Below are 25,600 nucleotides of genomic sequence, written 5' to 3' on the forward strand. Positions count from 1 at the left end.
AGGCTTGCCCGCGAAAAGGCCCTTGAGGACGCCAAAAGCTTCGCGGGCAAGCCTCGCTCCTACAAGGGGCAGTGTGTGTCAGCGGGATTTCGGTTTCTTCACGTCGATCCGGCGCAAGTGGCACGTCACTTCTTCACGGTCGTGATACAGCTGCTTGCAGCCGATCTCGACCCGGATGCCGCGCTCCTTGAAGCCCTCGGCAATGCGTTCCAGCAAGCGTTTCACTTCGGCGTAACGCTGTTTCATCGGCAACTTCAGGTTGACCACCGCTTCGCGGCAATGTCCCTCGCCAATCCATTCTTCCAGCATCGCGGCGTTGCGCGCCGGTTTCTCGACGATGTCGCAGACCATCCAGTCCACCGGTTGCTTGGGCTTGAAGGTGAAACCGTCGGCCATCAGGTGCTGCACTAAACCAGTGTCCATCAAGCTTTCGGCCATCGGACCGTTGTCAATCGCCGTCACCAGCATGCCGCGGTTGACCAGTTGCCAGGTCCAGCCGCCGGGGGCGGCACCGAGGTCGACGCCGGTCATGTCGCTGTGCAGGCGCTCATCCCACTGATCGCGGGGGATAAAGTGGTGCCACGCCTCTTCCAGCTTCAACGTCGAACGGCTCGGCGCCTCACGAGGAAACTTCAGGCGCGGAATGCCCATCGGCCACATCGCCGAGTTGTTGGACTCGGCCAGCCCCATAAACACTTCGCGGCCGCTTTTGAAGGTCAGCAGCAGGCGCGGCTTGTGCGCATCCTCGACCAACTTGCCGGCCGCCATCAGCGCCTTGCGCAGGTGCCCTTCGAATTTCTTGCAGAAGTTCGACAGCTCCTTGCCATCGTTGGTATCGACCATTTCCAGCCACAGGCTGCCGCACAGCGGGAAGTCCGCCATGTGAGCAAGGATCACGCTGATGCGGTCGGTTTCCGGCAGGTCGATGAAAATTCCGCGCGCCCATTGGCGCGGGAAGATCAGCTCGGCGAAACGCTGGCCACGCATCAGCCGCTCGGCGCCGTCTTCTTCGGTGCAGATGAATTCAGCGCAGGCGCTGGCGGTCTTGGCTTTGGCATAACCGGCCACGTTCAGCCGCGCGGCGTGTTCGGAAATCTCGGAACAGACTTCGCCTTCGAAGCCCGGCCGGCAATGCATAAAGAGGGTGTTCATTCTTACTCCTGGGCAGTTGGCGAAGAATTCAGCCACTGCGCGATGCCCAGGCTTGCGTTGAAGCAAAGCCTGTCACGAAAACCGGCGCATGATAGCCGAGTTCGGAACCTTGGACTTGGCCATAGAGTCCAGTTATTAGCTTTAACATTCAAACAGGGCTAGGTTGAAAGCTCTGTCCGTCCCCTCAGTCCGTAGCCGTGCGGACTCAAAGGAGTGATCGCAATGCCGTCCCTCGATAGCCTGAACACCCTTAAAACCCTGCAAGTCGACGACAAGACCTATCACTATTTCAGCTTGCCCGATGCCGCCAAAAGTCTGGGCGACCTGGACAAGCTGCCGATGTCGTTGAAAGTGCTGCTGGAAAACCTGCTGCGCTGGGAAGATGAAAAAACCGTCACCGGCGCCGACCTCCGGGCGATTGCCGCCTGGCTCAAGGAGCGTCGCTCCGACCGCGAAATTCAATACCGCCCCGCACGAGTATTGATGCAGGACTTTACCGGCGTGCCTGCCGTGGTCGACCTGGCCGCCATGCGCGCCGCCATGGCCAAGGCCGGTGGCGACCCGCAGCGGATCAATCCGCTCTCCCCTGTGGATCTGGTGATCGACCACTCGGTGATGGTCGACAAATTCGGCAGTTCCAGCGCCTTCGAACAGAACGTCGACATCGAAATGCAGCGCAACGGTGAACGTTACGCGTTCCTGCGCTGGGGCCAGAGCGCCTTCGACAACTTCAGCGTGGTGCCACCGGGCACGGGCATTTGCCACCAGGTCAACCTGGAATACCTCGGTCGCACGGTCTGGACCAAAGACGAGGATGGCCGCACCTACGCCTTCCCCGACACCCTGGTCGGCACCGACTCCCACACCACCATGATCAACGGTCTCGGCGTACTCGGCTGGGGCGTCGGCGGGATCGAAGCGGAAGCGGCGATGCTCGGCCAGCCGGTATCGATGCTGATTCCGGAAGTGATCGGCTTCAAACTCACCGGCAAGCTCAAGGAAGGCATCACCGCCACCGACCTGGTGCTGACCGTCACGCAGATGCTGCGCAAGAAAGGCGTCGTCGGCAAGTTCGTCGAATTCTATGGCGACGGCCTTGCCGACCTGCCGCTTGCCGACCGCGCGACCATCGCCAACATGGCCCCGGAATACGGCGCCACCTGCGGCTTCTTCCCGGTCGACGACATCACGCTGGAGTATCTGCGGCTCTCGGGTCGCCCACTGGCCACCGTGAAACTGGTCGAGGCCTACAGCAAAGCTCAGGGCCTGTGGCGACTGCCGGGCCAGGAACCGGTGTTCACCGACACCCTGGCACTGGACATGGCCAGCGTCGAAGCCAGCCTGGCCGGGCCGAAACGCCCACAGGACAGGGTTTCGCTGCCAAATGTCGCGCAAGCGTTCAGTGACTTCATCGACCTGCAATTCAAACCCACCAGCAAGGAAGTCGGTCGCCTCGAAAGTGAAGGCGGCGGTGGCGTCGCGGTGGGCAATGCCGATCTGGCGGGCGAAGCCGACTACGAATACGACGGCCAGACCTATCGGTTGAAAAACGGCGCGGTGGTGATCGCCGCGATCACCTCTTGCACCAACACCTCCAACCCGAGCGTGATGATGGCCGCCGGTCTGGTGGCGAAAAAAGCCGTGGAAAAAGGCCTCAAGCGCAAACCGTGGGTCAAGAGTTCGTTGGCCCCTGGCTCGAAAGTGGTCACCGACTACTACAAGGCTGCCGGCCTGACCCCGTATCTGGATGAGCTGGGTTTTGACTTGGTCGGCTATGGCTGCACCACTTGCATCGGCAACTCCGGCCCCTTGCCGGAGCCGATTGAAAAAGCCATCCAGGCCGCCGACCTGACCGTTGCCTCGGTGCTGTCGGGCAACCGCAACTTCGAAGGCCGCGTGCATCCGCTGGTGAAAACCAACTGGCTGGCCTCCCCGCCGCTGGTCGTCGCCTATGCGTTGGCCGGCACGGTGCGGACCGACATCAGCAGCGAACCGCTGGGTAACGACAAGGATGGCAATCCGGTGTACCTGCGGGACATCTGGCCGAGCACCCAAGAGATTGCCGACGCCGTGAGTCAGGTCAACACCGCCATGTTCCACAAGGAATACGCCGAGGTGTTTGCCGGCGACGAGCAATGGCAAGCGATTGAAGTGCCGCAAGCAGCGACGTATGTCTGGCAGGACGATTCGACTTACATCCAGCATCCACCGTTCTTCGATGACATCGGCGGTCCACCACCGGTGGTCAAGGACGTTTCCGGCGCCAGGGTCCTTGCGCTGCTGGGCGACTCGGTGACCACCGACCACATCTCCCCCGCCGGCAACATCAAGGCAGACAGCCCGGCCGGTCAATACCTGCGCGATAAAGGCGTGGAGCCGCGGGACTTCAACTCCTATGGTTCCCGTCGCGGCAATCACGAAGTGATGATGCGCGGCACTTTCGCCAACATCCGCATTCGCAACGAAATGCTCAGCGGTGAAGAAGGCGGCAACACAATCTACATCCCGACCGGGGAAAGGATGCCAATCTACGACGCAGCCATGCGCTATCAAGCGTCGGGCACGCCGCTGGTGGTGATCGCAGGGCAAGAATACGGCACCGGTTCGAGCCGCGACTGGGCGGCCAAGGGCACTAATCTGCTGGGCGTGAAAGCGGTCATCGCCGAAAGCTTCGAGCGGATTCACCGTTCCAACCTGGTGGGCATGGGCGTGCTGCCGTTGCAGTTCAAGCTGGATCAGAACCGCAAGAGCCTGAACCTGACCGGCAAGGAGACGCTGGATATCCTTGGGTTGACCGGCGTCGAGTTGACGCCGCGGATGAACCTGACACTCATCATCACCCGCGAGAACGGCAGCCGCGAGAAAGTCGAGGTGCTGTGCCGGATCGATACGCTCAATGAAGTGGAATACTTCAAGGCAGGGGGAATTTTGCATTACGTGTTGCGGCAGTTGATTGCGTCGTAACCGCCTGCCGACACAGACACCGCCTTCGGGCGGTGTTTTTGTTTGGGCCTGTTTATAATCGCGCCCCGCAAACAGTGCACACTTTGTGGCGAGGGCGCTTGCTCCCGCTCGACTGCGAAGCAGTCGTAAAACAGCCGATGCGATCTGATTGAAGTATCGGGTCACCGGGTTTGGGGCTGCTTCGCACCCTAGCGGGAGCAAGCTCCCTTGCCACAAAAGCTCTTCAGCCTCAAAGGACTAATTTATGCTCGCCCTGCCATGGACATACCTGGCCCTTCTCTCCCTCGGCTACACCCTCGCCCTGACCTACGGCCACCTCGGCTGGCTGGCCGGCATCTCCGTCGCATTGTTGCTCGTCGCTGGTTTCGCGGTCCGTCAGCAAAAAATCCCCATCGCTCGCTTCCTCGGTCACGGCGTGTTCATCATCCTCGCCGTGGCCCTGGCGATGCATTGGCTGCCCGGTTTCTACAACGGTCGTGGCATCGACCCGCATCGCATCACCGACGATGCCGCGCCGTTTACCATGTACCTGAATCAGGACAAGCCCCTGATTGGCTTTTGGCTGTTACTGGTGTGTCCGTGGATTGTCGGCCGGCGCTCTTTGCGCCTTTCGGTTTATGCCACCGCACTCGCCCTGCCCCTGAGCGCCATCCTGGCCTTGGGTGGCGCACTCTTGCTGGGGATGATCAGTTGGGCGCCGAAGTGGCCGGACCAAGCCGGGCTGTGGGTGCTGAACAATCTGCTGCTGGTGACGCTGGTGGAGGAAGCGCTGTTTCGCGGTTACGTCCAGGGTGGGCTGAGCCGGCATTTCAAACACCTGCCCTACGGTGAAAACCTGGCATTGCTGCTCGCCTCACTGTTGTTCGGCGTGGCGCATGCGGGCGCGGGTTGGCAATGGGTGCTGCTGGCGGGTCTGGCAGGTGTCGGCTATGGTCTGGCCTACCGTTTCGGCGGATTGGGGGCGGCCATCGCCACCCATTTCGGCTTGAATCTGCTGCATTTCGCACTGTTCACGTACCCGATGCTCGCCGGCTGATGCAATGGCCGTTTTGCGACGCGCCACTGATTATTGAAAAATATTTTCAATAAATTCCTGACGCCGCCGACAACCTCTCAAAGCCTTGCGGATTGAAAAAGCCATGCGTAACAACCAGCCCACCACACAACGCGAACGGACCTTTCCGGCTCAGCAACGGTTGATTTCCACCACCGATGCCAAGGGCGTGATCACCTACTGCAACGACGCCTTCGTCGAAATCAGCGGGTTTTCTCGTGAAGAGCTGATCCGTGCGCCGCATAACCTGGTCCGTCACCCCGACGTTCCGGCGGCGGTGTTCGCGCACATGTGGGGCACACTGAAACAAGGCTTGCCATGGATGGGCATTGTCAAGAATCGCTGCAAGACCGGTGACCACTACTGGGTTAACGCCTATGTCACACCGGTGTTCGAAGGCAATCAGGTGATCGGCTACGAATCGGTGCGGATCAAACCCACCGCCGAGCAGATCCGCCGTGCCGAAGCGCTCTACCAACGCATCAACCAGGGCAAGTCGGCCATTCCTTCGACAGACAAATGGCTGCCGGTCCTTCAGGACTGGGTGCCGTTCATTCTGGTCAGTCAACTGAGCTTCATGATCGGTGCGTCGCTCAACTCCCACTGGGGTTTCGCCCTGGCCGCCGGCCTGTCGGTGCCGCTGGGCTTGCTGGGCTTGAGCTGGCAACAGCGCGGCCTCAAGCGCTTGCTGGTGCTGGCGGGGCAAACCACCTCCGACCCGTTGATCGCGCAGATGTACACCGACAGCCGTGGCGCCCAGGCACGTCTGGAGATGTCGATTCTCAGCCAGGAAGCACGTCTGAAAACCTGCCTGACCCGCCTGCAGGACACCGCCGAGCACCTGACCGAACAAGCCAGGCAGTCCGACACCCTGGCCCACAACAGTTCCACGGGCCTGGAACGTCAACGCGTCGAAACCGAGCAAGTGGCCACCGCCGTCAATCAGATGGCCGCCACCACGCAGGAAGTCGCCAGCCACGTGCAGCGCACCGCTGATGCGACCCAGGAAGCCAATCGCCTGACCGGTCGCGGTCGCGACATCGCCGGGGAAACCCGCGAAGCCATCCAGCGCTTGTCGGTGGTGGTCGGTGAAACCGGGATGACCGTAACCCAGCTGGCCAAGGACAGCGACGAAATCGGTGGCGTGGTCGATGTCATCAAGGGCATCGCCGACCAGACCAACCTGCTGGCCCTGAACGCCGCCATCGAAGCGGCCCGTGCCGGCGAGATGGGCCGGGGTTTTGCCGTGGTGGCTGACGAAGTGCGTCAACTGGCGCAACGTACCAGCGAATCCACCGGACAGATCCACGCCCTGATCGCCAAGCTGCAACAAACCGCCAGCACCGCAGTGCAAACCATGGAAGCCGGGCATCGTCAGGCTGAAGAAGGCGTGGCGCGGGTACTGGAAGCGGATCAGGCGCTGGTAGGGATCAGCGAAGCGGTGGCCAACATCACCGACATGACCACCCAGATTGCGGCGGCGACCGAAGAGCAAAGTGCGGTGGCTGAAGAGATCAGCCGCAACATCAGCAACATCTCGCAGCTGGCTGACCAGACGTCGGAACAGGCACAGCACTCGGCGCTGTTGAGTGAAGAGCTGACCAAGACGGCGAATACCCAGTATTCGTTGGTGGAGCGGTTTAACCGCTGACAGTCACTGGAAAGACAAAAACCCGGACGGTGAAAACCTCCGGGTTTTTTTATTTTTGCAAATCGTGAAATGTTTTCAAGGAGGCACCTGTCAGTTCTGACAGTAGTCGAAAAAACCCAGGAGGCTTATCAAGGAGACGGTCGCTTTGTCCATCGGACAATGGCTACCGAACTCTTACCAGTAAAAGGATTTCATCATGACAACCCACGCGACCTTTATCCCTAAAAAATGCGCAACGATCGCAAACGAAAACATCTTTCAGTGGAAATACGGAACCATCAAGAAAACTGCAGAATTCAGTGATTTTTACCAAGGTGAATTTTTCGGTGAGTTTTATTGGTCTATTGGTGGAGGAATGGGTACGGCTGCGGAGGAAAACACGTTTGTCTTCAGTATGACGCTACCCTACAACGGTGACGATGCACTGCCAGGTGTCTATACGCTAGATAACGGGCTGAGCTTTCTCCATGGCCACTGGATTCCAGCGCCTCCCGGCTTCAATGGCTTTCGAACGGTGGATGCAGACTCTGCCACGCTGAACATTATCAACTACAATCCCGTGACAGACATCGTCGAAGGCACATTCGAAGCCCTGTTCAAAAGCCATGGTTATCGTCTGAATCCAAAAGGCACATTCACCATGAAAAGACTGCGGCCTTCAACGCAAATGCCAGACGCACAACGGGAAAGCACTCCGTGACTTTTAAACACTCAAAATAATCAGACACAACCCCGCCCCCCATAAGTTCTCGGTGTTGAAGATCTCACTCACAACACAATAAAAAGTGGGGAGCGGGTTTGCCCGCGAAGCGGCCCAAACGGGCACCACCTCTTTCACTGAAGAAATGCAGCCACCCGACTCGCCGCCGAAGCCAAATGCTGCTCATGGGTCAACCCGGAAGCCTTCAACGGCTTCAAGTCATGATCCCCTGCCACCAGCCAGAACACCTCGATGCCCGGCGCCAACGCATAACCTTCGACCGCCTCGCGATTGCCCAGGGCATCGCGCTCGCCCTGTACGATCAACGTCCGGGTCTTGAGCCCCGCCAAATGTTCGACCCGAGGTTTCTCCGGTTTACCCACCGCATAAAACGGATAACCCAGGCACACCAACGCATCCGCCCCCAGCTCATCCGCCAAAAGACTGGCCATCCGCCCGCCCATGGACTTGCCGCCAATCGCCAGACGCCCAGTGACATGGCGTCGCACCTCGGCGTACACCTCACGCCAGCACTCCAGCAGTTTCGGCGCCGGATTCGGTGGGCGCCTGCCCCCGTCGACACGCCGCTGCGCCATGTACGGAAACTCGAAGCGCAACACGTTGACGCCTTGATCGGCGAGGCGTGCAGCCATGTCGTTCATCCAGACGCTGTCCATTGGCGCACCGGCGCCATGGGCGAGAATCAGCGTCACAGGGTCCGCCGAAGCCTTTGAAGCCGCCTCATTCCACAACCATCCATGTTCCCGCACACACCGCGCCCATTGATCCCCGTCAATACTGGCCTTGTGCTCTTTGTCCATGCTTGCCTCGCTTTTAGTCTGCCTATAACTCCAGGCGAAGGGAGCGTTGCCTTGCGCAAACGCCTTCACTTCGGCTGAACCGTGGATGGGGAACCATGAACACTTCTATCAGTACCGCCTACAACTACAAGGTGGTCCGCCAATTCGCCATTATGACGGTGGTGTGGGGCATCGTCGGCATGGGGCTCGGGGTTTTTCTCGCAGCCCAATTGGTCTGGCCTGAACTCAACTTCGATTTGCCGTGGACCAGTTTCGGCCGGTTGCGCCCTCTGCACACCAACGCGGTGATCTTCGCCTTCGGCGGTTGCGCCCTGTTCGCCAGTTCGTTCTATTCGGTGCAACGCACCTGCCAGACCCAGTTGTTCGCGCCGAAAATCGCCGCGTTCTGCTTCTGGGGCTGGCAACTGGTGATCCTGCTGGCGGCCATCAGCCTGCCGCTGGGTTACACCAGCTCCAAGGAATACGCCGAGCTGGAATGGCCGATCGACATCCTGATCACCATCGTCTGGGTCGCCTACGCCATTGTGTTCTTCGGTACGCTGGCCAAGCGCAAGACCAAGCACATCTACGTCGGCAACTGGTTCTTCGGTGCGTTCATCATCACCGTGGCGATTCTGCACATCGTCAACAACGTTGAGCTGCCGGTGAGTTTCACCAAGTCCTACTCGGTCTATGCCGGTGCCACCGATGCCATGGTCCAGTGGTGGTACGGCCACAACGCCGTGGGCTTTTTCCTCACCGCCGGTTTCCTCGGGATGATGTACTACTTCGTGCCGAAACAGGCTGAGCGCCCGGTGTACTCTTATCGCTTGTCGATCGTGCACTTCTGGGCGCTGATCACCCTGTACATCTGGGCCGGTCCGCACCACTTGCACTACACCGCGCTGCCAGACTGGGCACAGTCGCTGGGCATGGTGATGTCGCTGATCCTGCTGGCACCAAGCTGGGGCGGGATGATCAACGGGATGATGACGCTCTCGGGCGCCTGGCATAAATTGCGCAGCGACCCGATCCTGCGCTTCCTTGTCGTGTCCCTGGCGTTCTACGGCATGTCGACCTTTGAAGGGCCGATGATGGCCATCAAAACGGTCAACGCGCTCTCCCACTACACCGACTGGACCATCGGCCACGTTCACGCCGGCGCCCTCGGTTGGGTGGCGATGATTTCCATCGGCGCGCTGTACCACATGATCCCGAAAATCTTCGGTCGCCCGCAGATGTACAGCATCGGCCTGATCAATGCGCACTTCTGGCTCGCGACCATCGGCACCGTGCTCTACATCGCTTCGATGTGGGTCAACGGCATCGCCCAGGGCCTCATGTGGCGCGCAGTCAACGAAGACGGCACGCTGACCTACTCCTTCGTCGAAACCCTGGTGGCCAGCCACCCAGGCTTCGTCGTGCGACTGGTGGGCGGTGCGATCTTCCTCAGCGGGATGTTCCTGATGGCTTACAACACCTGGCGCACCGTGCGGGCCTCGCAGCCTGCCGAAGTCGCCGCTGCCGCGCAGATGGCCTGAGGAGTCCGCCATGAAACACGAAACAATCGAGAAAAACGTCGGCCTGCTGATGCTGCTGATGGTTCTGGCGGTGAGCATCGGCGGTCTGACCCAGATCGTCCCGCTGTTCTTCCAGGACGTGACCAACAAACCGGTGGAAGGCATGAAGCCCTACACCGCCCTGCAACTGGAAGGTCGCGACATTTACATCCGCGAAGGCTGTGTCGGTTGCCACTCGCAGATGATCCGGCCGTTCCGTGCCGAGACCGAACGCTACGGGCACTACTCGGTGGCAGGGGAAAGCGTGTGGGATCACCCGTTCCTCTGGGGTTCCAAGCGTACCGGTCCGGACCTGGCCCGGGTCGGCGCACGTTACTCCGATGACTGGCACCGTGCGCACTTGTACAACCCGCGCAACGTGGTGCCGGAGTCGAAAATGCCTGGCTACCCATGGCTGGTCACGCAAGCGGTCGACAGCAGCCACACCGAAACCAAGATCCGCACCATGCGCACCCTTGGCGTGCCATACAGCGATGACGACATCAGCGGCGCGGTCGCCAGCCTCAAGGGCAAGACCGAAATGGACGCACTCGTTTCTTATCTGCAAGTGCTCGGCACTGCCATCAAGAGCAAGAGGTGAGCCATGACCATGCCCTTCGAAATAGTGAGCGAGATAAGCAGTGGAATGATCCGCGGCCTGGGCACGGTCGTGGTATTCGTGGCCTTCGTCGGCCTGACGCTATGGGTGTTCAACAGCAAGCGCAACCCGGAATTTGCCGAAGCGCGTTTGCTGCCGTTCGCCGATGAACCCCTGGCCGACGACGCCACCCAAGAACCTGAAACAAGGAGTACCCGGCCATGACCACCTTCTGGAGTACGTGGATCTGCGTACTGACTATCGGCAGCCTGATCGGCCTGACCTGGCTGCTGGTCGGCACCCGCAAGGGTGAAACCAAGGGCAGTGTCGACCAGACCATGGGCCACAGCTTCGACGGCATCGAGGAGTACGACAATCCGCTGCCGCAGTGGTGGTTCATGCTGTTCGCCGGCACGCTGGTGTTTGCCGTGGGCTACCTGATTCTTTATCCGGGCCTGGGCAACTGGAAAGGCGTCCTGCCGGGTTACGAGGACGGCTGGACCGGTGTCCACGAATGGGAAAAGGAGATGAACAAGGCTGACGCCAGGTTTGGGCCGATCTTCGCCAAATTCGCGGCCATGCCCGTTGAAGAAGTGGCGAAAGACCCGCAAGCGCTGAAAATGGGCGGTCGTCTGTTCGCGTCCAACTGCTCGGTGTGCCACGGCTCGGATGCCAAGGGCGCTTTCGGCTTCCCGAACCTGGCCGACAGCACCTGGCGCTGGGGCGGTGACGCCGAGATGATCAAGACCACGATCATGGGCGGTCGCATGGCGGCAATGCCGGCCTGGGGGGAAATCCTCGGTGAGGCCGGTGTGAAGAACGTGGCCGCGTATGTACGTCATGAACTGGCGGGCCTGCCATTGCCGGCTGGCGACACCGCCGACCTGCAAGCCGGACAGCAAGCGTTCAGCACCACGTGCGTAGCCTGTCATGGTGCAAACGGCAAGGGTACTGAAGCCATGGGCGCGCCGAACCTGACGCAACCGGCCGGGTTCATCTACGGTACAAGCCTGGCGCAACTCCAGCAGACCATCCGCCATGGCCGCCAGGGCCATATGCCGGCGCAGAACGAACTGCTCGGCAACGACAAGGTGCAACTGCTGGCCGCTTACGTTTACAGCCTGTCCCACGGTCTGAGCACCGAGCGTTTGCAAGCAGAAGGCAAACGCGAATAAATCTCGACCGCTCTACTGCCGCATTCGCCCGGATGCGGCAGTTCCCTGCCTCTTTGCGACCAAGTGTCGCACCCCTCCGTTGGTCCTCCTTTCGGTTCACCAGATTCGGGTCTAAGCTTGCTGCGATGCGGACTGGCATGAGCCGGTTCCAGGTCGACCTTGCCCGATGTGTTCAACGAATCTGCTCGATGACAGGCCGCAAAGGCTGGTAGATACCGGCTGTCGTGCCAATTGCCGTCGGTCACCCGATCGTTGTGTTTGAACACACCCCGTAACAACTGACCTGCCCCCCTCACCCCTTTCGTTCGCTGCGACATTTTGTCCGAGGTCAATTTTGTCCTTACGCGGCGCATGGAAAGGCCGCAGAATCAGCTTTTGAAAGCATTGACCCAGGTCATGGCGCGTTGCAATGACCCCCCGCTTTCTACATACTTGCGGCCGATTTTTACTCCTAATAAAACACCCAAACCGTGGAACCTTAGAATGAGCACAGCAATCAGTCCGACTGCTTATAACTATAAGGTAGTCCGCCAGTTCGCCATCATGACGGTGGTCTGGGGGATCCTTGGCATGGGGCTTGGTGTCTTCATCGCCTCACAGCTTGTATGGCCGGAATTGAACTTCGGTCTGCCGTGGACGACTTTTGGACGCTTACGCCCGTTGCACACCAACCTGGTGATTTTCGCCTTCGGTGGTTGTGCTCTGTTTGCCACTTCTTATTACGTCGTGCAGCGAACCTGCCAAACGCGACTGATTTCCGACAGCCTCGCGGCCTTCACCTTCTGGGGTTGGCAAGCGGTGATCGTCGGCGCGATCATTACCTTGCCGCTGGGTTACACCACCACCAAGGAATACGCGGAACTGGAATGGCCCCTGGCTATTCTGCTGGCCATCGTCTGGGTGTCCTACGGTCTGGTGTTCTTCGGCACCATCACCAAGCGCAATACCAAGCACATCTATGTGGGTAACTGGTTCTACGGTGCCTTCATCGTCGTGACGGCGATGCTGCACATCGTCAACCACGCGTCCCTGCCGGTCAGTTTCTTCAAGTCCTACTCGGCCTACGCCGGTGCGACTGACGCAATGATCCAGTGGTGGTACGGCCACAACGCGGTCGGTTTCTTCCTGACCACCGGCTTCCTGGGGATGATGTACTACTTCGTTCCGAAGCAGGCCGAGCGTCCGATCTACTCCTATCGCCTGTCGATCGTGCACTTCTGGGCGCTGATCACCCTGTACATCTGGGCCGGTCCGCACCACCTGCACTACACCGCGCTGCCGGACTGGGCTCAGTCGCTGGGCATGGCGATGTCGATCATCCTGCTGGCGCCAAGCTGGGGCGGCATGATCAACGGCATGATGACCCTGTCGGGCGCTTGGCATAAGCTGCGCACCGACCCGATCCTGCGCTTCCTGGTGGTGTCGCTGGCCTTCTACGGCATGTCGACCTTTGAAGGCCCGATGATGGCCATCAAGACCGTGAACTCGCTGTCGCACTACACCGACTGGACCATCGGCCACGTACACGCCGGTGCCTTGGGCTGGGTTGCGATGATCTCGATCGGCGCCATCTACCACATGATCCCGAAACTGTTCGGTCGCGCGCAGATGCACAGCATCGGCCTGATCAACACGCATTTCTGGCTCGCGACCATCGGTACCGTTCTGTACATCGCTTCGATGTGGGTCAACGGCATCACCCAGGGTCTGATGTGGCGTGCAATCAACGACGACGGCACCCTCACCTACTCGTTCGTCGAAGCCCTGCAAGCCAGCCATCCTGGTTTCATCGTTCGCGCCCTGGGCGGTGCGTTCTTCGCCAGCGGCATGCTGTTCATGGCCTACAACGTATGGCGTACCGTACGTGCCTCGAACCCGGCTGAAGCCAAAGCTGCTGAACAGATTGCTGTAGTTGGAGCTCACTGATGAAGCATGAAGCAGTCGAGAAGAATATTGGCCTGCTGGCCTTCTTCATGGTTATCGCCGTCAGCGTCGGCGGCCTGACCCAGATCGTTCCGCTGTTTTTCCAGGACGTCACCAACAAGCCGGTCGAAGGCATGAAGCCTCGCACCGCCCTTGAACTGGAAGGTCGCGACATTTACATCGCCAACGGTTGTGTCGGCTGCCACTCGCAGATGATCCGCCCGTTCCGTGCTGAAACCGAACGTTACGGCCACTACTCGGTTGCCGGTGAAAGCGTCTGGGACCACCCGTTCCTGTGGGGTTCCAAGCGTACCGGTCCGGACCTGGCCCGTGTCGGCGGTCGTTACTCCGATGACTGGCAGCGTGCGCATTTGTACAACCCGCGCAACGTAGTGCCCGAGTCGAAAATGCCGGCCTACCCGTTCCTCGTGGAAAACAAGCTCGACGGCAAAGACACCGCCAAGAAAATGGAAGTCTTGCGCACGCTCGGCGTCCCTTACACCGACGAAGACATCGCCGGCGCCAAGGATGCTGTGAAGGGCAAAACCGAAATGGACGCGCTGGTGGCCTATCTGCAAGGCCTGGGCACCATCATCAAAAGCAAACGGTGATTTAGATGGATATCGGGATGATTCGTGGCCTGGGCACCGTTGTTGTGATGGTGGCCTTCATCGGTCTGGCGTTGTGGGTATTCAGCCCCAAGCGCAAGTCGGAGTTTGAAGACGCGACCTTGCTGCCTTTCGCGGATGATCCCGAAGCCATCAAGCACGTCGAGCAAGCTTCTAGGAGTAACAAAGAATGACTACGTTCTGGAGTCTGTACGTCACAGTCCTCAGTCTCGGCACGATCTTCGCCCTGACCTGGCTGCTGCTGTCCACCCGCAAGGGCCAGCGCAGCGAAGCCACCGAAGAAACGGTTGGCCACTCCTTCGACGGGATCGAGGAGTACGACAACCCACTGCCGAAATGGTGGTTCATGCTGTTCGTGGGCACCATCATCTTCGCCCTGGGCTATCTGGTGCTGTACCCGGGCCTGGGTAACTGGAAAGGCCTGCTGCCGGGTTACAACTACCTGGATAACGAGAAGCAGACCGCGTTCGCCAACGGCCAGACCGGCTGGACCGGCGTTCACGAGTGGGAAAAGGAAATGGCCAAGTCGGACGCCAAGTTCGGCCCGATCTTCGCCAAGTTCGCTTCGATGCCGATTGAAGAAGTCGCCAAGGACCCGCAAGCCCTGAAGATGGGTGGCCGCCTGTTCGCCTCCAACTGCTCGGTCTGCCACGGCTCCGACGCCAAGGGCGCTTATGGCTTCCCTAACCTGACCGACGCCGACTGGCGCTGGGGCGATGAGGCAGAAACCATCAAGACCACCATCATGGGTGGCCGCCACGCGGTCATGCCGGCATGGGCTGACGTGATCGGCGAGCAAGGCGTTGCGGACGTTGCTTCGTTCGTACTGATCAACCTCGATGGTCGCAAGCTGCCGGAAGGCACCAAGGCCGATCCGGTTGCCGGTCAGAAGCTGTTCGCCGCCAACTGCGCGGTGTGCCACGGTCCGGAAGGCAAAGGCACGCCAGCCATGGGCGCGCCGAACCTGACTCACCCGGCTGCGTTCATCTACGGTTCGAGCTTCGCTCAACTGCAGCAGACCATCCGTTACGGCCGTCAGGGCCAGATGCCTGCGCAAGAACAGCTGCAAGGCAACGACAAGGTTCACCTGCTGGCCGCTTACGTCTACAGCCTTTCTCACGGTGAGAAAGCGCCGGCGGAAGACGCTCAGTAAGGCCAACGCCTGACGCAACAAACAAGGCCCCGCCAGTGATCTGGCGGGGCCTTTTTCATGGGCGACTGGCCCAGATCGATTTTACCGGTACCGTATCCAACAGCTTTCGGCTCTGCCATTGGTTGTCCGTCACCAGGTTGATCTGCAACTGCTTGCGATCCTCCGAGAAACTGGCAACCAGGTAGGTTTGCTGAGAAGTGGCACCGCTCAGGTACATCGGCACGCCATTCACTTCATAGGCATCACCACCTTGATCATGGAGATGGCCGGCGAAGATGGCAGTGACCTCATACTTCCTGATCATCTGATAAAAGCGCCACTCTTGCTCACTATTACCCATCATTTCGAGTGGCTTGTGCATGTTGATAATGATGGCGTAACCCTGAGTCCGAGCGACTCTCAAATCGTTTTCAAGCCAATCCAGGGTACTGGTGATGTCGAACGTCGTCGGGTTTAACGCATGAGCAATCCTGGTGGCATAGGTCGGCTCATTATTGAGTTGCACCATATGGACGTCCCCTATGTTCTTGGAATAGGCGAGACTGCCGGAATACAGCCGACTCAGAAAATTGCCGGTAATTTTCAAATCAAAATTATCAACCTTATTTTCATGGTGCTCTTTAAACTCCACGATACTGCCGGCCGCACAGTTATTGCTGAAGCAATCATCCACGTTGTTCTCATAGTCGTGGTTACCCAGGCCATACAAGAAATCGCCATTGAAGTATTTTTTCAACATCGAGTTCATGTAAGAGCGCTGCCAGCCGTGACCGAAAGCGGTGATGTCGCCATTGATCATCAGCGGCACGTGGGATTGCGCATGGTTCTTGCGGAAGTCGGCAATACTCGCAAACTGAGTCTCCACCAGCCATTTTGAACGTGTCTTGAAATCCGCATCGGACTCGGGTTCCCTGCGGTCGAGTTTGTCCGTCCACGGGTACTGCGTATCCGAAGCGAAGATCATATGACGTGGGGCACCTTCGATTGAATAGGCCAAAGGCGCCATAGACAGCAGGCACACGCCCAGCACAAACCGCTTAACTTTCTTAGAAATCATAGAATTCCGTTTCCATTAGTATTAGATAAAGTGTGCAACTAACAAACCGCACCCAATCAACTTATTAGAAACAGACAAAAACTTCAAACAACTCATAAAGACCAATTAAATAAATATATTTCCGCTGCACGTCGTAAAACAACAACTTACCCAACCTCAAGTTGGTTAGTTCAACGCATTGCAAGTTTCAAAACGGCGCCTGAAATGACGGCGGCCATGGCGTAAAGTGCTGCGGCAGGCTTGTGGCATGACTGAGGTCAGCAGTTCTGCTCCCGTCGGCCACGCACCGGCCAGGAATCGCCCCTTCCTCTGACTCTCCATCACGAAAAACCGTCCATAATCCACAAGTCAATTGATTCAAGTCACTACACCATCAATTGAATTTGCCCAACGCGACCAAAGGTCGCACCCTTGAGCCAGAGCGACAGGCGTATCATTGCGCCACTGCAACACCTCTTTTTGACCGCGGTCGGCATGTACTGACCGAGGCATTTTTCCACTGCCGTGGGATGCAATGATGAGCAATCAGATTCCGGTACACGACGTCACACCGCCTGCCAAAGACGCAAACAACAGCGTCGATCTTTACGCCTCTCGAGAAAAAATCTACACCCGTGCCTTCACCGGCCTGTTCCGCAACCTGCGGATGATGGGCGGTGCCGGGTTGTTTCTGCTGTATTTCGGTACGGTCTGGCTGAACTGGGGCGGTCATCAAGCCGTCTGGTGGAACCTGCCGGAACGCAAATTCTTCATCTTCGGCGCGACCTTCTGGCCCCAGGATTTCATCCTGCTCTCCGGGATCCTGATCGTCAGCGCCTTCGGCCTGTTCTTCATTACCGTGTACGCCGGTCGGGTGTGGTGCGGTTATACCTGCCCGCAAAGCGTCTGGACGTGGATTTTCATGTGGTGCGAAAAGGTCACCGAAGGCGACCGCAACCAGCGCATCAAGCTCGACAAGGCGCCGATGAGCGCCAACAAATTCCTGCGCAAACTCAGCAAGCACTCGATGTGGCTGTTGATCGGCTTCGTCACCGGCATGACCTTCGTCGGGTACTTCTCGCCCATTCGCGAACTGACCATCGACTTCTTCACCGGCGAAGCGGATGGCTGGTCGTATTTCTGGGTCGGTTTCTTCACCCTCGCCACCTACGGCAACGCCGGCTGGTTGCGTGAGCAAGTGTGCATTTACATGTGCCCGTATGCGCGCTTCCAGAGCGTGATGTTCGACAAGGACACGCTGATCGTGTCCTACGATCCTCGCCGTGGTGAAAGCCGCGGCCCGCGCAAGAAAGGCGTCGACTACAAGGCTCTGGGCCTGGGCGATTGCATCGATTGCACCATGTGTGTCCAGGTCTGCCCGACCGGCATCGACATTCGCGACGGTCTGCAAATTGAATGCATCGGCTGCGCGGCGTGCATCGATGCCTGCGACAGCATCATGGACAAGATGGACTACCCGCGCGGGTTGATCAGCTACACCACCGAGCACAACCTGTCCGGGCAAAAAACCCATAAACTGCGCCCGCGGCTGATTGGCTATGCCCTGGTGTTGCTGGCCATGATGGGCTTGCTGGCGGGCGCGTTCTTCATGCGTTCACTGGTCGGTTTCGACGTCAGCAAGGACCGCGTGCTGTATCGCGAGAACGCCGAAGGCCGGATCGAGAACGTCTACAGCCTGAAGATCATGAACAAAGACCAGCGCGACCATACCTACGTACTGGAAGCCTCCGGTCTGCCGGACCTCAAGCTGCAAGGCAAGCGCGAGATCAAAGTCGCCGCCGGGGAGATTTTCAGCCAGCCAGTCGAACTGTCTATGGCACCGGAAAAATTGCCGTCGAGCACCAACGAGGTGAAATTCATCCTCAAGGATGCCGACGACGACAGCATCCACGTTGAAGCCAAGAGCCGATTCATCGGCCCACAAATTCGTTGAGAGAAGTAATCATGCCCGCAGCAAACGCCGCAAGCCCTTGGTACAAGCATCTTTGGCCATGGATCATCATCGCCATCCTGGCTTGTTCCGTGACGTTGACCCTGTCCATGGTGACCATCGCGGTGAACAACCCGGACAACCTGGTCAACGATAACTACTACGAGGCAGGCAAAGGCATCAACCGCTCCCTTGATCGTGAGCTGCTGGCCCAGACCCTGTTGCTGCGGGCCAGCGTTCACCTGGATGACGTAACCGGCGAAGTCGACCTACGCCTGAGCGGCAACAGCCAACCTGAAACCCTTGAGCTGAACCTGATCTCGCCGACCCAGCCGGAAAAGGATCGCAAGATCACCCTGGCCCGCAGTGAAACAGAGCAGGGTCGCTACATCGGTCAATTGAGCGACAAGATTGAAGGCCGTCGTTTTGTCGAATTGCTGGGCACTCAGGACGACCACATCTGGCGCATGTTCGAAGAAGAGCTGGTCAGCCATGATAAGGACCTGCTGCTCGGGGATGAGCCGCTGCAAGGCGCGGAAGACCTGAAGAAGTAAGTTCCAGTGAACACGGTCAACTGTGGCGAGGGAGCTTGCTCCCGCTGGGTGCGAAGCGCCCCCTGAAACCAGCAAACCGATTCTTTCAGTCATAGCGCGTTCGCAGGTTTACGACTGCTGCGCAGCCGAGCGGGAGCAAGCTCCCTCGCCACAATGGTTTCCATGGCAGCACAGATGACCACGCCAACCCCCTGCTACCACTGCGCCCTGCCCGTCCCGGCCGGCAGCCGCTTCACCGCTGCGGTCCTCGGTGAAACCCGCGAGTTCTGCTGCCCGGGGTGCCAGGCCGTGGCTGAGGCGATCGTGGCCGGCGGACTGGAAAGCTATTACCAGCACCGCAGCGAGTCATCGGCCAACCCCGAAGCCTTGCCGGTGCAGTTGGTGGATGAGTTGGCGCTCTACGACCGCGCCGATGTGCAGAAGCCTTTCGTGCGCCACGACGGCGAACTCGCCGAAACCACCCTGTTGATGGAAGGCATCAGCTGCGCCGCCTGCGGCTGGCTGATCGAAAAACACCTGCGCGCCTTGCCGGCGGTGGCAGAGGCGCGACTGAACCTGTCCAACCATCGTCTTCACGTGCGCTGGGCCGACGCGCAATTGCCATTGAGTCAGGTGCTCAGCGAACTGCGCCACATCGGCTACGCCGCGCACCCGTACCAAGCCGACCGCGCCAGCGAACAACTGGCCAGCGAAAACCGCCTGGCCTTGCGCCAACTGGGCGTCGCCGGGTTGCTGTGGTTCCAGGCGATGATGGCGACCATGGCCACTTGGCCGGAATTCAACATCGATTTGAGTCCCGAGCTGCACACCATCCTGCGCTGGGTCGCACTGTTCCTCACCACGCCGATCGTGTTCTACAGCTGTGCGCCGTTCTTCAAAGGGGCGATGCGCGATTTGCGCACCCGACATCTGACCATGGACGTGTCGGTGTCGCTCGCCATCGGCAGTGCCTACATCGCCGGAATCTGGACCTCGATCACCGGCGTCGGCGAGTTGTATTTCGATGCGGTGGGGATGTTCGCGCTGTTTCTGCTGGCCGGTCGATACCTCGAACGCCGCGCCCGGGAGCGCACCGCCGCCGCCACCGCACAGCTCGTCAACCTGTTGCCGGCCTCGTGCCTGCGCCTGGATGCCGACGGCCAGAGCGAACGAATCCTGCTCAGCGAACTGCGAGTCGGCGATCAGGTACTGGTGCATCCGGGCGCCATTCTGCCGGCCGACGGCAAGATCCTCGATGGCCAGTCAAGCATCGACGAATCGCTGCTGACCGGCGAATACCTGCCGCAACCGCGCACCCAGGGCGACGCGGTCACCGCCGGCACCCTGAACGTCGAAGGCGCGTTGACCGTGCAAGTGCTGGCGCTGGGTCAGGACACGCGGCTGTCGGCCATCGTCCGCCTGCTGGACCGCGCCCAGGCCGAAAAGCCGCGACTGGCGGAAATCGCTGACCGCGCGGCGCAATGGTTCCTGCTGCTGTCATTGATCGCAGCAGCGGCAATCGGCCTGTTGTGGTGGGAGCTGGATTCGTCGCGAGCCTTCTGGATTGTCCTGGCGATGCTGGTTGCGACGTGCCCGTGCGCCTTGTCGCTGGCCACGCCGACCGCCCTCACGGCCGCCACCGGCACGTTGCACAAACTCGGTTTACTGCTGACCCGTGGCCATGTGCTGGAAGGCCTGAACCAGATCGACACGGTGATTTTCGACAAGACCGGCACGTTGACCGAGGGGCGATTGGCCTTGCGTTCGATCCGCCCGCTCGGCGCGCTCGACAGCGATCAATGCCTGAGTCTCGCCGCCGCCCTGGAAAACCGCTCCGAACACCCGATTGCCCGGGCATTTGGCCGAGCGCCGCTGGCAGCCGAAGAAGTCCTCAGCACGCCGGGGCTTGGCCTCGAGGGCCTGGTCGGCACGCAACGCCTGCGCATCGGCCAGCCGGGTTTTGTCTGCGAACTCAGTGGCGCGGCGACACCGGCCATGCCCGATGAAGCCGGGCAATGGCTGCTACTCGGCGACAGCCAGGGGCCGCTGGCGTGGTTTGTCCTCGATGACCGTTTGCGTGCCGATGCCCCGGCACTATTGGAAGCCTGCAAGGCCCGTGGCTGGCGCACCTTGCTGCTGTCGGGCGATACCTCACCGATGGTCGCCAGCGTGGCCGCCGAACTGGGCATCGACGAAGCCCGGGGCGGTTTGCGTCCGGATGACAAATTGCAGGTCCTGCAACAGTTGCACAAGGAAGGCCGCAAGGTGTTGATGCTCGGTGACGGCGTCAATGACGTGCCTGTGCTGGCCGCAGCCGACATCAGCGTGGCGATGGGTTCAGCCACCGACCTGGCGAAAACCAGCGCCGATGCGGTGTTGCTGTCCAACCGCCTCGATGCGCTGGTGCAGGCCTTCAGCCTGGCGCGGCGCACCCGTCGGGTAATCATCGAGAACCTGCTGTGGGCCGGGCTGTACAATGGCCTCATGTTGCCGTTCGCCGCCCTCGGCTGGATCACACCGGTATGGGCCGCGGTCGGCATGTCCATCAGTTCGTTGACCGTGGTGCTGAACGCCCTGCGCCTGACTCGCCTGCCGAGCGCGCCTGGCGTCCGGCCCACGCCAGAAACCCGCCCGCTGCCGGCCTGAGCCGCGCGGGCATGGAGTCCAGATGCCAGCTCTCTACGTGATGATCCCGGCCGCGCTGCTGATCGTGGCCATCGCTATCTATATCTTCTTCTGGGCGGTCGACAGCGGTCAGTACGACGACCTCGACGGCCCGGCCCACAGCATTCTGTTCGACGACCAGGACCCGAACCACCAAGCCGCAGTCGACGAAGCCAGCGGCCATCCGGCCAAACCGGACGACAAGGCGCCTCCGCATGCTTGAGTTGGCGCCACTGCTGGTGTCTGCGGTGATTCTCGGCCTGCTCGGCGGTGGGCATTGCCTGGGCATGTGCGGCGGCTTGATGGGCGCGCTCACCCTGGCGATTCCCAAGGAACAGCGCAGCCGCCGTTTTCGCCTGCTGCTGGCGTACAACCTGGGGCGAATTCTCAGCTATGCAACGGCCGGTCTTTTGATCGGCCTGGCGGGTTGGGCAGTGGCCAACAGCCCGGCCGCCATGTTCATGCGCGTGATCGCCGGATTGTTGCTGATCGCCATGGGCCTGTACCTCGCCGGCTGGTGGAGCGGCCTGACCCGTATTGAGAGCCTTGGCCGCGGCCTGTGGCGGCATATCCAGCCGGTTGCCAACAAACTGCTGCCGGTGTCGAGCCTGCCCCGCGCCTTATTGCTGGGCGCGCTGTGGGGCTGGTTGCCGTGCGGGTTGGTTTACAGCACGTTGCTGTGGGCGGCGAGCCAGGGCAATGCGCTGGACAGTGCGCTGCTGATGCTCGCGTTCGGGCTCGGCACCTGGCCGGTGCTGCTGGCCACGGGGTTGGCGGCTGAGCGGGTCACGGCGTTGTTGCGCAAGCGCAGTGTGCGCATGACCGGTGGGTTGCTGGTGATCCTGTTTGGCATCTGGACTTTGCCGGGGCCGCATCAGCATTGGCTCATGGGGCATTAGATCGGTGGTGCGGCCTTCGCGGGCAAGCCTCGCTCCTACATTGAAATGCATTCCCCTGCTAGCGAAGAGGCCCTGACTGGCCACACATATCCTGACCGTTGATGCAAATCAAGATGCCCCGGCGTCGCCCCCCATAGACTTGCGAACACTGCCAGCCTATCCGGGGGAATGCCCGCATGATGCTCGACGCCATTCGTTGGGATACCGATCTGATCCGCCGTTACGACCTGGCGGGGCCGCGCTACACCTCTTACCCCACTGCCGTGCAATTCGACGGGCAGGTCGGCACGTTTGACCTGTTCCACGCCCTGCGCGACAGCCGTAAGGCCCAGCGCCCATTGTCGCTGTACGTGCACGTGCCGTTCTGCGCGAACATTTGTTACTACTGCGCGTGCAACAAAGTCATCACCAAGGACCGAGGCCGCGCCCTGCCCTATTTGCAGCGTCTTGAGCAGGAAATCCAGCTGATCGCCTGCCACCTCGACCCGGCGCAAAAAGTCGAACAACTGCACTTTGGCGGCGGCACCCCGACCTTTCTCAGCCACGACGAACTGCGCCAGTTGATGGCTCAGTTGCGCAAGCACTTCAACCTGCTGGACGACGATTCCGGCGACTACGGCATCGAGATCGACCCTCGCGAAGCCGACTGGTCGACCATGGGACTGCTGCGTGAACTGGGTTTCAACCGGGTCAGCATTGGCCTGCAAGACCTCGACCCGGCGGTGCAACGGGCGGTCAATCGCCTGCAAAGCCTGGAAGAAACCCGCGCCGTGATCGACGCCGCCCGGACCCTGCAATTCCGCTCGATCAACATCGACCTGATCTACGGTTTGCCGAAGCAGACCCCGGAAAACTTCGCGCGCACGGTCGACGAAGTCATTGCGCTGCAACCGGATCGGCTTTCGGTGTTCAACTACGCGCACCTGCCGGAACGCTTCATGCCGCAGCGGCGAATCAACAGCAACGAGTTGCCGACACCGGCGCAGAAGCTGGAAATGCTGCAGCGCACCATCGAACAACTGACCGCTGCCGGTTACCGCTACATCGGCATGGACCACTTCGCCTTGCCCGACGATGAGCTGGCGATTGCCCAGGAAGAATCGACCCTGCAGCGTAACTTTCAGGGCTACACCACTCACGGTCATTGCGACCTGATCGGGCTGGGGGTCTCGGCCATCAGTCAGATCGGCGACCTCTATTGCCAGAACAACAGCGATTTGAACCAGTACCAGAACACCTTGGCCACCGCGCAACTGGCAACCAGCCGGGGCCTGATATGCAATGCTGATGACCGCGTGCGACGGGCGGTAATTCAGCAGTTGATCTGCACGTTCAATCTGGAGTTCGCGCAGATCGAACAGGCCTTCAACATCGATTTTCGCGGTTACTTCGGTGACCTGTGGCCTCAGCTACAGACGATGGCCGAGGACGGCTTGATCAGCCTCGACAATGAGCGGATCAGCGTACTGCCCGCCGGTCGCTTGCTGGTGCGCTCGGTGTGCATGGTGTTCGATGCCTATTTGCAACAGCACAATCACCAGCGATTTTCGCGAGTGATTTAGTCATCCGTTCACTTGTCGGTTAACAAAATGCTGGCTTTATGACCCTGCGGCAAAATCGCCGCGTGCCTGAATGTCCTCCCGTGAGTTACCCTTACGGCTTATGTGTGTTTTCCCACAAGGATTGAAGAAATGTCCGAGCCAGTAAAACTGCGCGCTAACGGCCAGGCCCATTGCAAGGATTGCAGCCTGGCCCCCCTCTGCTTGCCACTTTCTCTGAATCAGGAAGACATGGAAGCGTTGGACGAGATCGTCAAACGGGGTCGCCCGTTGAAAAAAGGCGAGTTCCTGTTCCGTCAAGGCGATACTTTCGATTCCGTTTATGCAGTGCGCTCCGGCGCCCTCAAGACCTTCAGCCTCAGCGATGGCGGTGAAGAACAGCTCACCGGCTTCCACTTGCCGAGCGAACTGGTTGGCCTGTCGGGCATGGACACTGAAAAGCACCCGGTTTCGGCGCAAGCCCTGGAAACCACGTCGGTGTGTGAAATCCCCTTCGAACGCCTCGACGAACTGGCCCTGCAACTGCCACAACTGCGCCGTCAGTTGATGCGGGTGATGAGCCGCGAGATTCGCGACGATCAGCAAATGATGTTGCTGCTGTCGAAAAAAACCGCCGACGAGCGCATCGCCACGTTCCTGGTCAACCTCTCGGCACGTTTCCGCGCCCGGGGCTTCTCGGCCAACCAGTTCCGCCTGAGCATGTCGCGTAACGAAATCGGCAATTACCTGGGCCTGGCGGTGGAAACCGTGTCCCGGGTGTTCACACGCTTCCAGCAAAACGAACTGATCGCCGCCGAGGGCAAGGAAATCCACATCCTCGACCCGATCCAGCTCTGCGCCCTGGCCGGTGGCTCGCTCGAAGGCTGACGGAGATAATTGCGGCTGAGCGAAACGGTTCAGCCGCCGTTATACTGCGACGTTTGCAGCCTGCCAGGACACCTCGACGATGCTCATCGAATCCTTCGACATCAAATCCCTGATCCGCCCCGTGATCGACTTCCCCAAGCCGGGCGTGATCTTTCGTGACATCACCCCGTTGTTCCAGTCGCCTACGGCCCTGCGCCTGGTGATGGACAGCTTTGCCCACCGTTATGTCGAGGCGGACTTCACGCACATCGGTGCGATGGATGCGCGCGGCTTCCTGATCGGCTCGGTCCTGGCCTATCAGCTGAACAAGCCGTTGGTGCTGTTCCGCAAGCAAGGCAAACTGCCGGCCGACGTGTTGGCTGAAGGTTATGCGACCGAATACGGCGAAGCCTTTCTCGAAGTGCACGCCGACAGCTTGTGCGAAGGCGACTCGGTGGTGATGTTTGATGATTTGATCGCCACCGGCGGTACGCTGATTGCGGCGGCGAACCTGATTCGGCGCATGGGCGCGCGGATTCATGAAGCGGCGGCAATCATTGATCTGCCGGAGCTGGGTGGGTCGCAGCGGCTGGAAGAGCAGGGAATTACGACGTTTTGCCTGACGCAGTTTGCGTTGAGCGAGAAGTAAGGCGGCGTTCTCACTGACGCCTTCGCGGGCAAGCCTCGCTCCTACAAGATCAGAGTCGTGTCGGAAACTCGGCTTCGACCGAAAATCGTAGGAGCGAGGCTTGCC

General features: G+C 59.9%; 23 protein-coding genes. 20 read left to right on the top strand and 3 right to left on the bottom strand.

From position 1 onward, the window contains the following. Window positions 1–78: 78 nt before the first annotated feature. Entirely contained in the window at window positions 79–1,152 is a 1,074-nt protein-coding gene (gene rlmM, locus QMX98_RS16875; RefSeq protein ID WP_010456393.1) for a 23S rRNA (cytidine(2498)-2'-O)-methyltransferase RlmM, read from the bottom strand. A gap of 222 nt (window positions 1,153–1,374) precedes the next feature. On the opposite strand from rlmM, the gene acnA reads away from it, so the two are divergent. From acnA to QMX98_RS16895, 4 genes are all read left to right on the top strand, one after another. After that, window positions 1,375–4,116 carry an aconitate hydratase AcnA gene (acnA, locus tag QMX98_RS16880; protein ID WP_010456394.1) on the top strand — a complete coding sequence of 914 codons (2,742 nt, stop codon included), beginning with the start codon at window positions 1,375–1,377 and terminating at the stop codon, window positions 4,114–4,116. Between the two features lie 244 nt (window positions 4,117–4,360). Next, complete coding sequence (locus QMX98_RS16885) at window positions 4,361–5,152, top strand: CPBP family intramembrane glutamic endopeptidase (protein ID WP_010456396.1); 792 nt, start codon at window positions 4,361–4,363, stop codon at window positions 5,150–5,152. 103 nt (window positions 5,153–5,255) lie between these two features. Next, window positions 5,256–6,821, top strand: coding sequence for a PAS domain-containing methyl-accepting chemotaxis protein (locus QMX98_RS16890; protein WP_010456398.1), 1,566 nt, complete (start codon window positions 5,256–5,258; stop codon window positions 6,819–6,821). A gap of 196 nt (window positions 6,822–7,017) precedes the next feature. Next, complete coding sequence (locus QMX98_RS16895; protein WP_083376176.1) at window positions 7,018–7,521, top strand: hypothetical protein; 504 nt, start codon at window positions 7,018–7,020, stop codon at window positions 7,519–7,521. A 134-nt stretch (window positions 7,522–7,655) separates the two neighbouring features. Here the strand turns inward: QMX98_RS16895 and QMX98_RS16900 are convergent, their stop codons facing one another. After that, window positions 7,656–8,342 (bottom strand): alpha/beta family hydrolase, encoded by a 687-nt coding sequence (locus QMX98_RS16900; protein WP_282411110.1) that lies wholly within the window; start codon window positions 8,340–8,342, stop codon window positions 7,656–7,658. Window positions 8,343–8,437: 95 nt separating this feature from the next. Here QMX98_RS16900 and ccoN (QMX98_RS16905) point away from each other — a divergent pair, with 95 nt between their 5' ends. The 8 genes from ccoN (QMX98_RS16905) to ccoP (QMX98_RS16940) all read left to right on the top strand — a co-directional run bounded on the left by ccoN (QMX98_RS16905) (window position 8,438) and on the right by ccoP (QMX98_RS16940) (window position 15,358). After that, a complete protein-coding gene (ccoN, locus tag QMX98_RS16905; RefSeq protein WP_010456403.1) occupies window positions 8,438–9,862 on the top strand; it encodes a cytochrome-c oxidase, cbb3-type subunit I in 1,425 nt (474 codons plus the stop codon). 10 nt (window positions 9,863–9,872) lie between these two features. After that, window positions 9,873–10,481, top strand: coding sequence for a cytochrome-c oxidase, cbb3-type subunit II (gene ccoO, locus QMX98_RS16910; protein WP_010456405.1), 609 nt, complete (start codon window positions 9,873–9,875; stop codon window positions 10,479–10,481). A 21-nt stretch (window positions 10,482–10,502) separates the two neighbouring features. Continuing rightward, the gene (locus QMX98_RS16915) at window positions 10,503–10,703 is read left to right on the top strand and encodes a cbb3-type cytochrome c oxidase subunit 3 (protein ID WP_102594714.1); all 201 of its coding nucleotides are present in this window, start codon (window positions 10,503–10,505) and stop codon (window positions 10,701–10,703) included. Beyond that, complete coding sequence (ccoP, locus tag QMX98_RS16920) at window positions 10,700–11,653, top strand: cytochrome-c oxidase, cbb3-type subunit III (protein WP_010456408.1); 954 nt, start codon at window positions 10,700–10,702, stop codon at window positions 11,651–11,653. Before QMX98_RS16915 ends, ccoP (QMX98_RS16920) begins: the two co-directional genes overlap by 4 nt. Before the next feature lie 483 nt (window positions 11,654–12,136). After that, complete coding sequence (gene ccoN / locus QMX98_RS16925) at window positions 12,137–13,579, top strand: cytochrome-c oxidase, cbb3-type subunit I (RefSeq protein WP_010456410.1); 1,443 nt, start codon at window positions 12,137–12,139, stop codon at window positions 13,577–13,579. Then, entirely contained in the window at window positions 13,579–14,187 is a 609-nt protein-coding gene (ccoO, locus tag QMX98_RS16930; RefSeq protein ID WP_010456412.1) for a cytochrome-c oxidase, cbb3-type subunit II, read from the top strand. The genes ccoN (QMX98_RS16925) and ccoO (QMX98_RS16930) overlap by 1 nt, the downstream gene beginning before the upstream one ends. Before the next feature lie 5 nt (window positions 14,188–14,192). Further along, window positions 14,193–14,378 carry a CcoQ/FixQ family Cbb3-type cytochrome c oxidase assembly chaperone gene (locus tag QMX98_RS16935; RefSeq protein ID WP_003175465.1) on the top strand — a complete coding sequence of 62 codons (186 nt, stop codon included), beginning with the start codon at window positions 14,193–14,195 and terminating at the stop codon, window positions 14,376–14,378. After that, window positions 14,375–15,358, top strand: a complete 984-nt coding sequence (gene ccoP, locus QMX98_RS16940; RefSeq protein WP_282411111.1) for a cytochrome-c oxidase, cbb3-type subunit III — start codon at window positions 14,375–14,377, stop codon at window positions 15,356–15,358. The genes QMX98_RS16935 and ccoP (QMX98_RS16940) overlap by 4 nt, the downstream gene beginning before the upstream one ends. A gap of 55 nt (window positions 15,359–15,413) precedes the next feature. Here ccoP (QMX98_RS16940) and QMX98_RS16945 read toward each other — a convergent pair whose 3' ends face one another. Further along, window positions 15,414–16,415 carry a metallophosphoesterase gene (locus tag QMX98_RS16945; RefSeq protein WP_010456416.1) on the bottom strand — a complete coding sequence of 334 codons (1,002 nt, stop codon included), beginning with the start codon at window positions 16,413–16,415 and terminating at the stop codon, window positions 15,414–15,416. A gap of 517 nt (window positions 16,416–16,932) precedes the next feature. Between QMX98_RS16945 and ccoG the strand changes: the two genes are divergently transcribed. The 8 genes from ccoG (at window position 16,933) to QMX98_RS16985 (ending at window position 25,495) form a co-directional block, all read left to right on the top strand. After that, window positions 16,933–18,348 (top strand): cytochrome c oxidase accessory protein CcoG, encoded by a 1,416-nt coding sequence (gene ccoG, locus QMX98_RS16950; protein ID WP_282411112.1) that lies wholly within the window; start codon window positions 16,933–16,935, stop codon window positions 18,346–18,348. Between the two features lie 11 nt (window positions 18,349–18,359). Then, a complete protein-coding gene (locus QMX98_RS16955; protein WP_010456420.1) occupies window positions 18,360–18,899 on the top strand; it encodes a FixH family protein in 540 nt (179 codons plus the stop codon). Between the two features lie 174 nt (window positions 18,900–19,073). Continuing rightward, a complete protein-coding gene (locus QMX98_RS16960) occupies window positions 19,074–21,524 on the top strand; it encodes a heavy metal translocating P-type ATPase (protein WP_282411113.1) in 2,451 nt (816 codons plus the stop codon). Window positions 21,525–21,546: 22 nt separating this feature from the next. Next, window positions 21,547–21,765 (top strand): cbb3-type cytochrome oxidase assembly protein CcoS, encoded by a 219-nt coding sequence (gene ccoS, locus QMX98_RS16965; protein WP_042932684.1) that lies wholly within the window; start codon window positions 21,547–21,549, stop codon window positions 21,763–21,765. Then, window positions 21,758–22,441 (top strand): sulfite exporter TauE/SafE family protein, encoded by a 684-nt coding sequence (locus QMX98_RS16970; protein ID WP_042932683.1) that lies wholly within the window; start codon window positions 21,758–21,760, stop codon window positions 22,439–22,441. The genes ccoS and QMX98_RS16970 overlap by 8 nt, the downstream gene beginning before the upstream one ends. A 179-nt stretch (window positions 22,442–22,620) precedes the next feature. Then, window positions 22,621–24,003 carry an oxygen-independent coproporphyrinogen III oxidase gene (gene hemN / locus QMX98_RS16975; protein ID WP_010456429.1) on the top strand — a complete coding sequence of 461 codons (1,383 nt, stop codon included), beginning with the start codon at window positions 22,621–22,623 and terminating at the stop codon, window positions 24,001–24,003. A gap of 129 nt (window positions 24,004–24,132) precedes the next feature. Beyond that, window positions 24,133–24,867, top strand: coding sequence for a fumarate/nitrate reduction transcriptional regulator Fnr (fnr, locus tag QMX98_RS16980; protein WP_282411114.1), 735 nt, complete (start codon window positions 24,133–24,135; stop codon window positions 24,865–24,867). Between the two features lie 79 nt (window positions 24,868–24,946). Then, window positions 24,947–25,495, top strand: a complete 549-nt coding sequence (locus QMX98_RS16985) for an adenine phosphoribosyltransferase (protein WP_221106847.1) — start codon at window positions 24,947–24,949, stop codon at window positions 25,493–25,495. Window positions 25,496–25,600: the final 105 nt, after the last annotated feature.

The organism is Pseudomonas sp. PS02303, assembly GCF_029959925.1.
In the GTDB taxonomy this organism is placed as follows: domain Bacteria; phylum Pseudomonadota; class Gammaproteobacteria; order Pseudomonadales; family Pseudomonadaceae; genus Aquipseudomonas; species Aquipseudomonas mandelii.

Bases quoted from the DNA above. Each gene is read 5' to 3' on its own strand.
- ccoN (WP_010456403.1), top strand. From the start codon at position 8,438: ATGAACACTTCTATCAGTACCGCCTACAACTACAAGGTGGTCCGCCAA.
- QMX98_RS16895 (WP_083376176.1), top strand. From the start codon at position 7,018: ATGACAACCCACGCGACCTTTATCCCTAAAAAATGCGCAACGATCGCA.
- QMX98_RS16955 (WP_010456420.1), top strand. From the start codon at position 18,360: ATGCCCGCAGCAAACGCCGCAAGCCCTTGGTACAAGCATCTTTGGCCA.
- ccoP (WP_282411111.1), top strand. From the start codon at position 14,375: ATGACTACGTTCTGGAGTCTGTACGTCACAGTCCTCAGTCTCGGCACG.
- QMX98_RS16945 (WP_010456416.1), bottom strand. From the start codon at position 16,415: ATGATTTCTAAGAAAGTTAAGCGGTTTGTGCTGGGCGTGTGCCTGCTG.
- QMX98_RS16985 (WP_221106847.1), top strand. From the start codon at position 24,947: ATGCTCATCGAATCCTTCGACATCAAATCCCTGATCCGCCCCGTGATC.
- hemN (WP_010456429.1), top strand. From the start codon at position 22,621: ATGCTCGACGCCATTCGTTGGGATACCGATCTGATCCGCCGTTACGAC.
- QMX98_RS16900 (WP_282411110.1), bottom strand. From the start codon at position 8,342: ATGGACAAAGAGCACAAGGCCAGTATTGACGGGGATCAATGGGCGCGG.
- ccoS (WP_042932684.1), top strand. From the start codon at position 21,547: ATGCCAGCTCTCTACGTGATGATCCCGGCCGCGCTGCTGATCGTGGCC.
- fnr (WP_282411114.1), top strand. From the start codon at position 24,133: ATGTCCGAGCCAGTAAAACTGCGCGCTAACGGCCAGGCCCATTGCAAG.
- rlmM (WP_010456393.1), bottom strand. From the start codon at position 1,152: ATGAACACCCTCTTTATGCATTGCCGGCCGGGCTTCGAAGGCGAAGTC.
- QMX98_RS16885 (WP_010456396.1), top strand. From the start codon at position 4,361: ATGCTCGCCCTGCCATGGACATACCTGGCCCTTCTCTCCCTCGGCTAC.
- QMX98_RS16970 (WP_042932683.1), top strand. From the start codon at position 21,758: ATGCTTGAGTTGGCGCCACTGCTGGTGTCTGCGGTGATTCTCGGCCTG.
- ccoG (WP_282411112.1), top strand. From the start codon at position 16,933: ATGAGCAATCAGATTCCGGTACACGACGTCACACCGCCTGCCAAAGAC.
- QMX98_RS16960 (WP_282411113.1), top strand. From the start codon at position 19,074: ATGACCACGCCAACCCCCTGCTACCACTGCGCCCTGCCCGTCCCGGCC.
- acnA (WP_010456394.1), top strand. From the start codon at position 1,375: ATGCCGTCCCTCGATAGCCTGAACACCCTTAAAACCCTGCAAGTCGAC.
- QMX98_RS16890 (WP_010456398.1), top strand. From the start codon at position 5,256: ATGCGTAACAACCAGCCCACCACACAACGCGAACGGACCTTTCCGGCT.
- ccoO (WP_010456405.1), top strand. From the start codon at position 9,873: ATGAAACACGAAACAATCGAGAAAAACGTCGGCCTGCTGATGCTGCTG.
- ccoO (WP_010456412.1), top strand. From the start codon at position 13,579: ATGAAGCATGAAGCAGTCGAGAAGAATATTGGCCTGCTGGCCTTCTTC.
- ccoP (WP_010456408.1), top strand. From the start codon at position 10,700: ATGACCACCTTCTGGAGTACGTGGATCTGCGTACTGACTATCGGCAGC.
- QMX98_RS16935 (WP_003175465.1), top strand. From the start codon at position 14,193: ATGGATATCGGGATGATTCGTGGCCTGGGCACCGTTGTTGTGATGGTG.
- ccoN (WP_010456410.1), top strand. From the start codon at position 12,137: ATGAGCACAGCAATCAGTCCGACTGCTTATAACTATAAGGTAGTCCGC.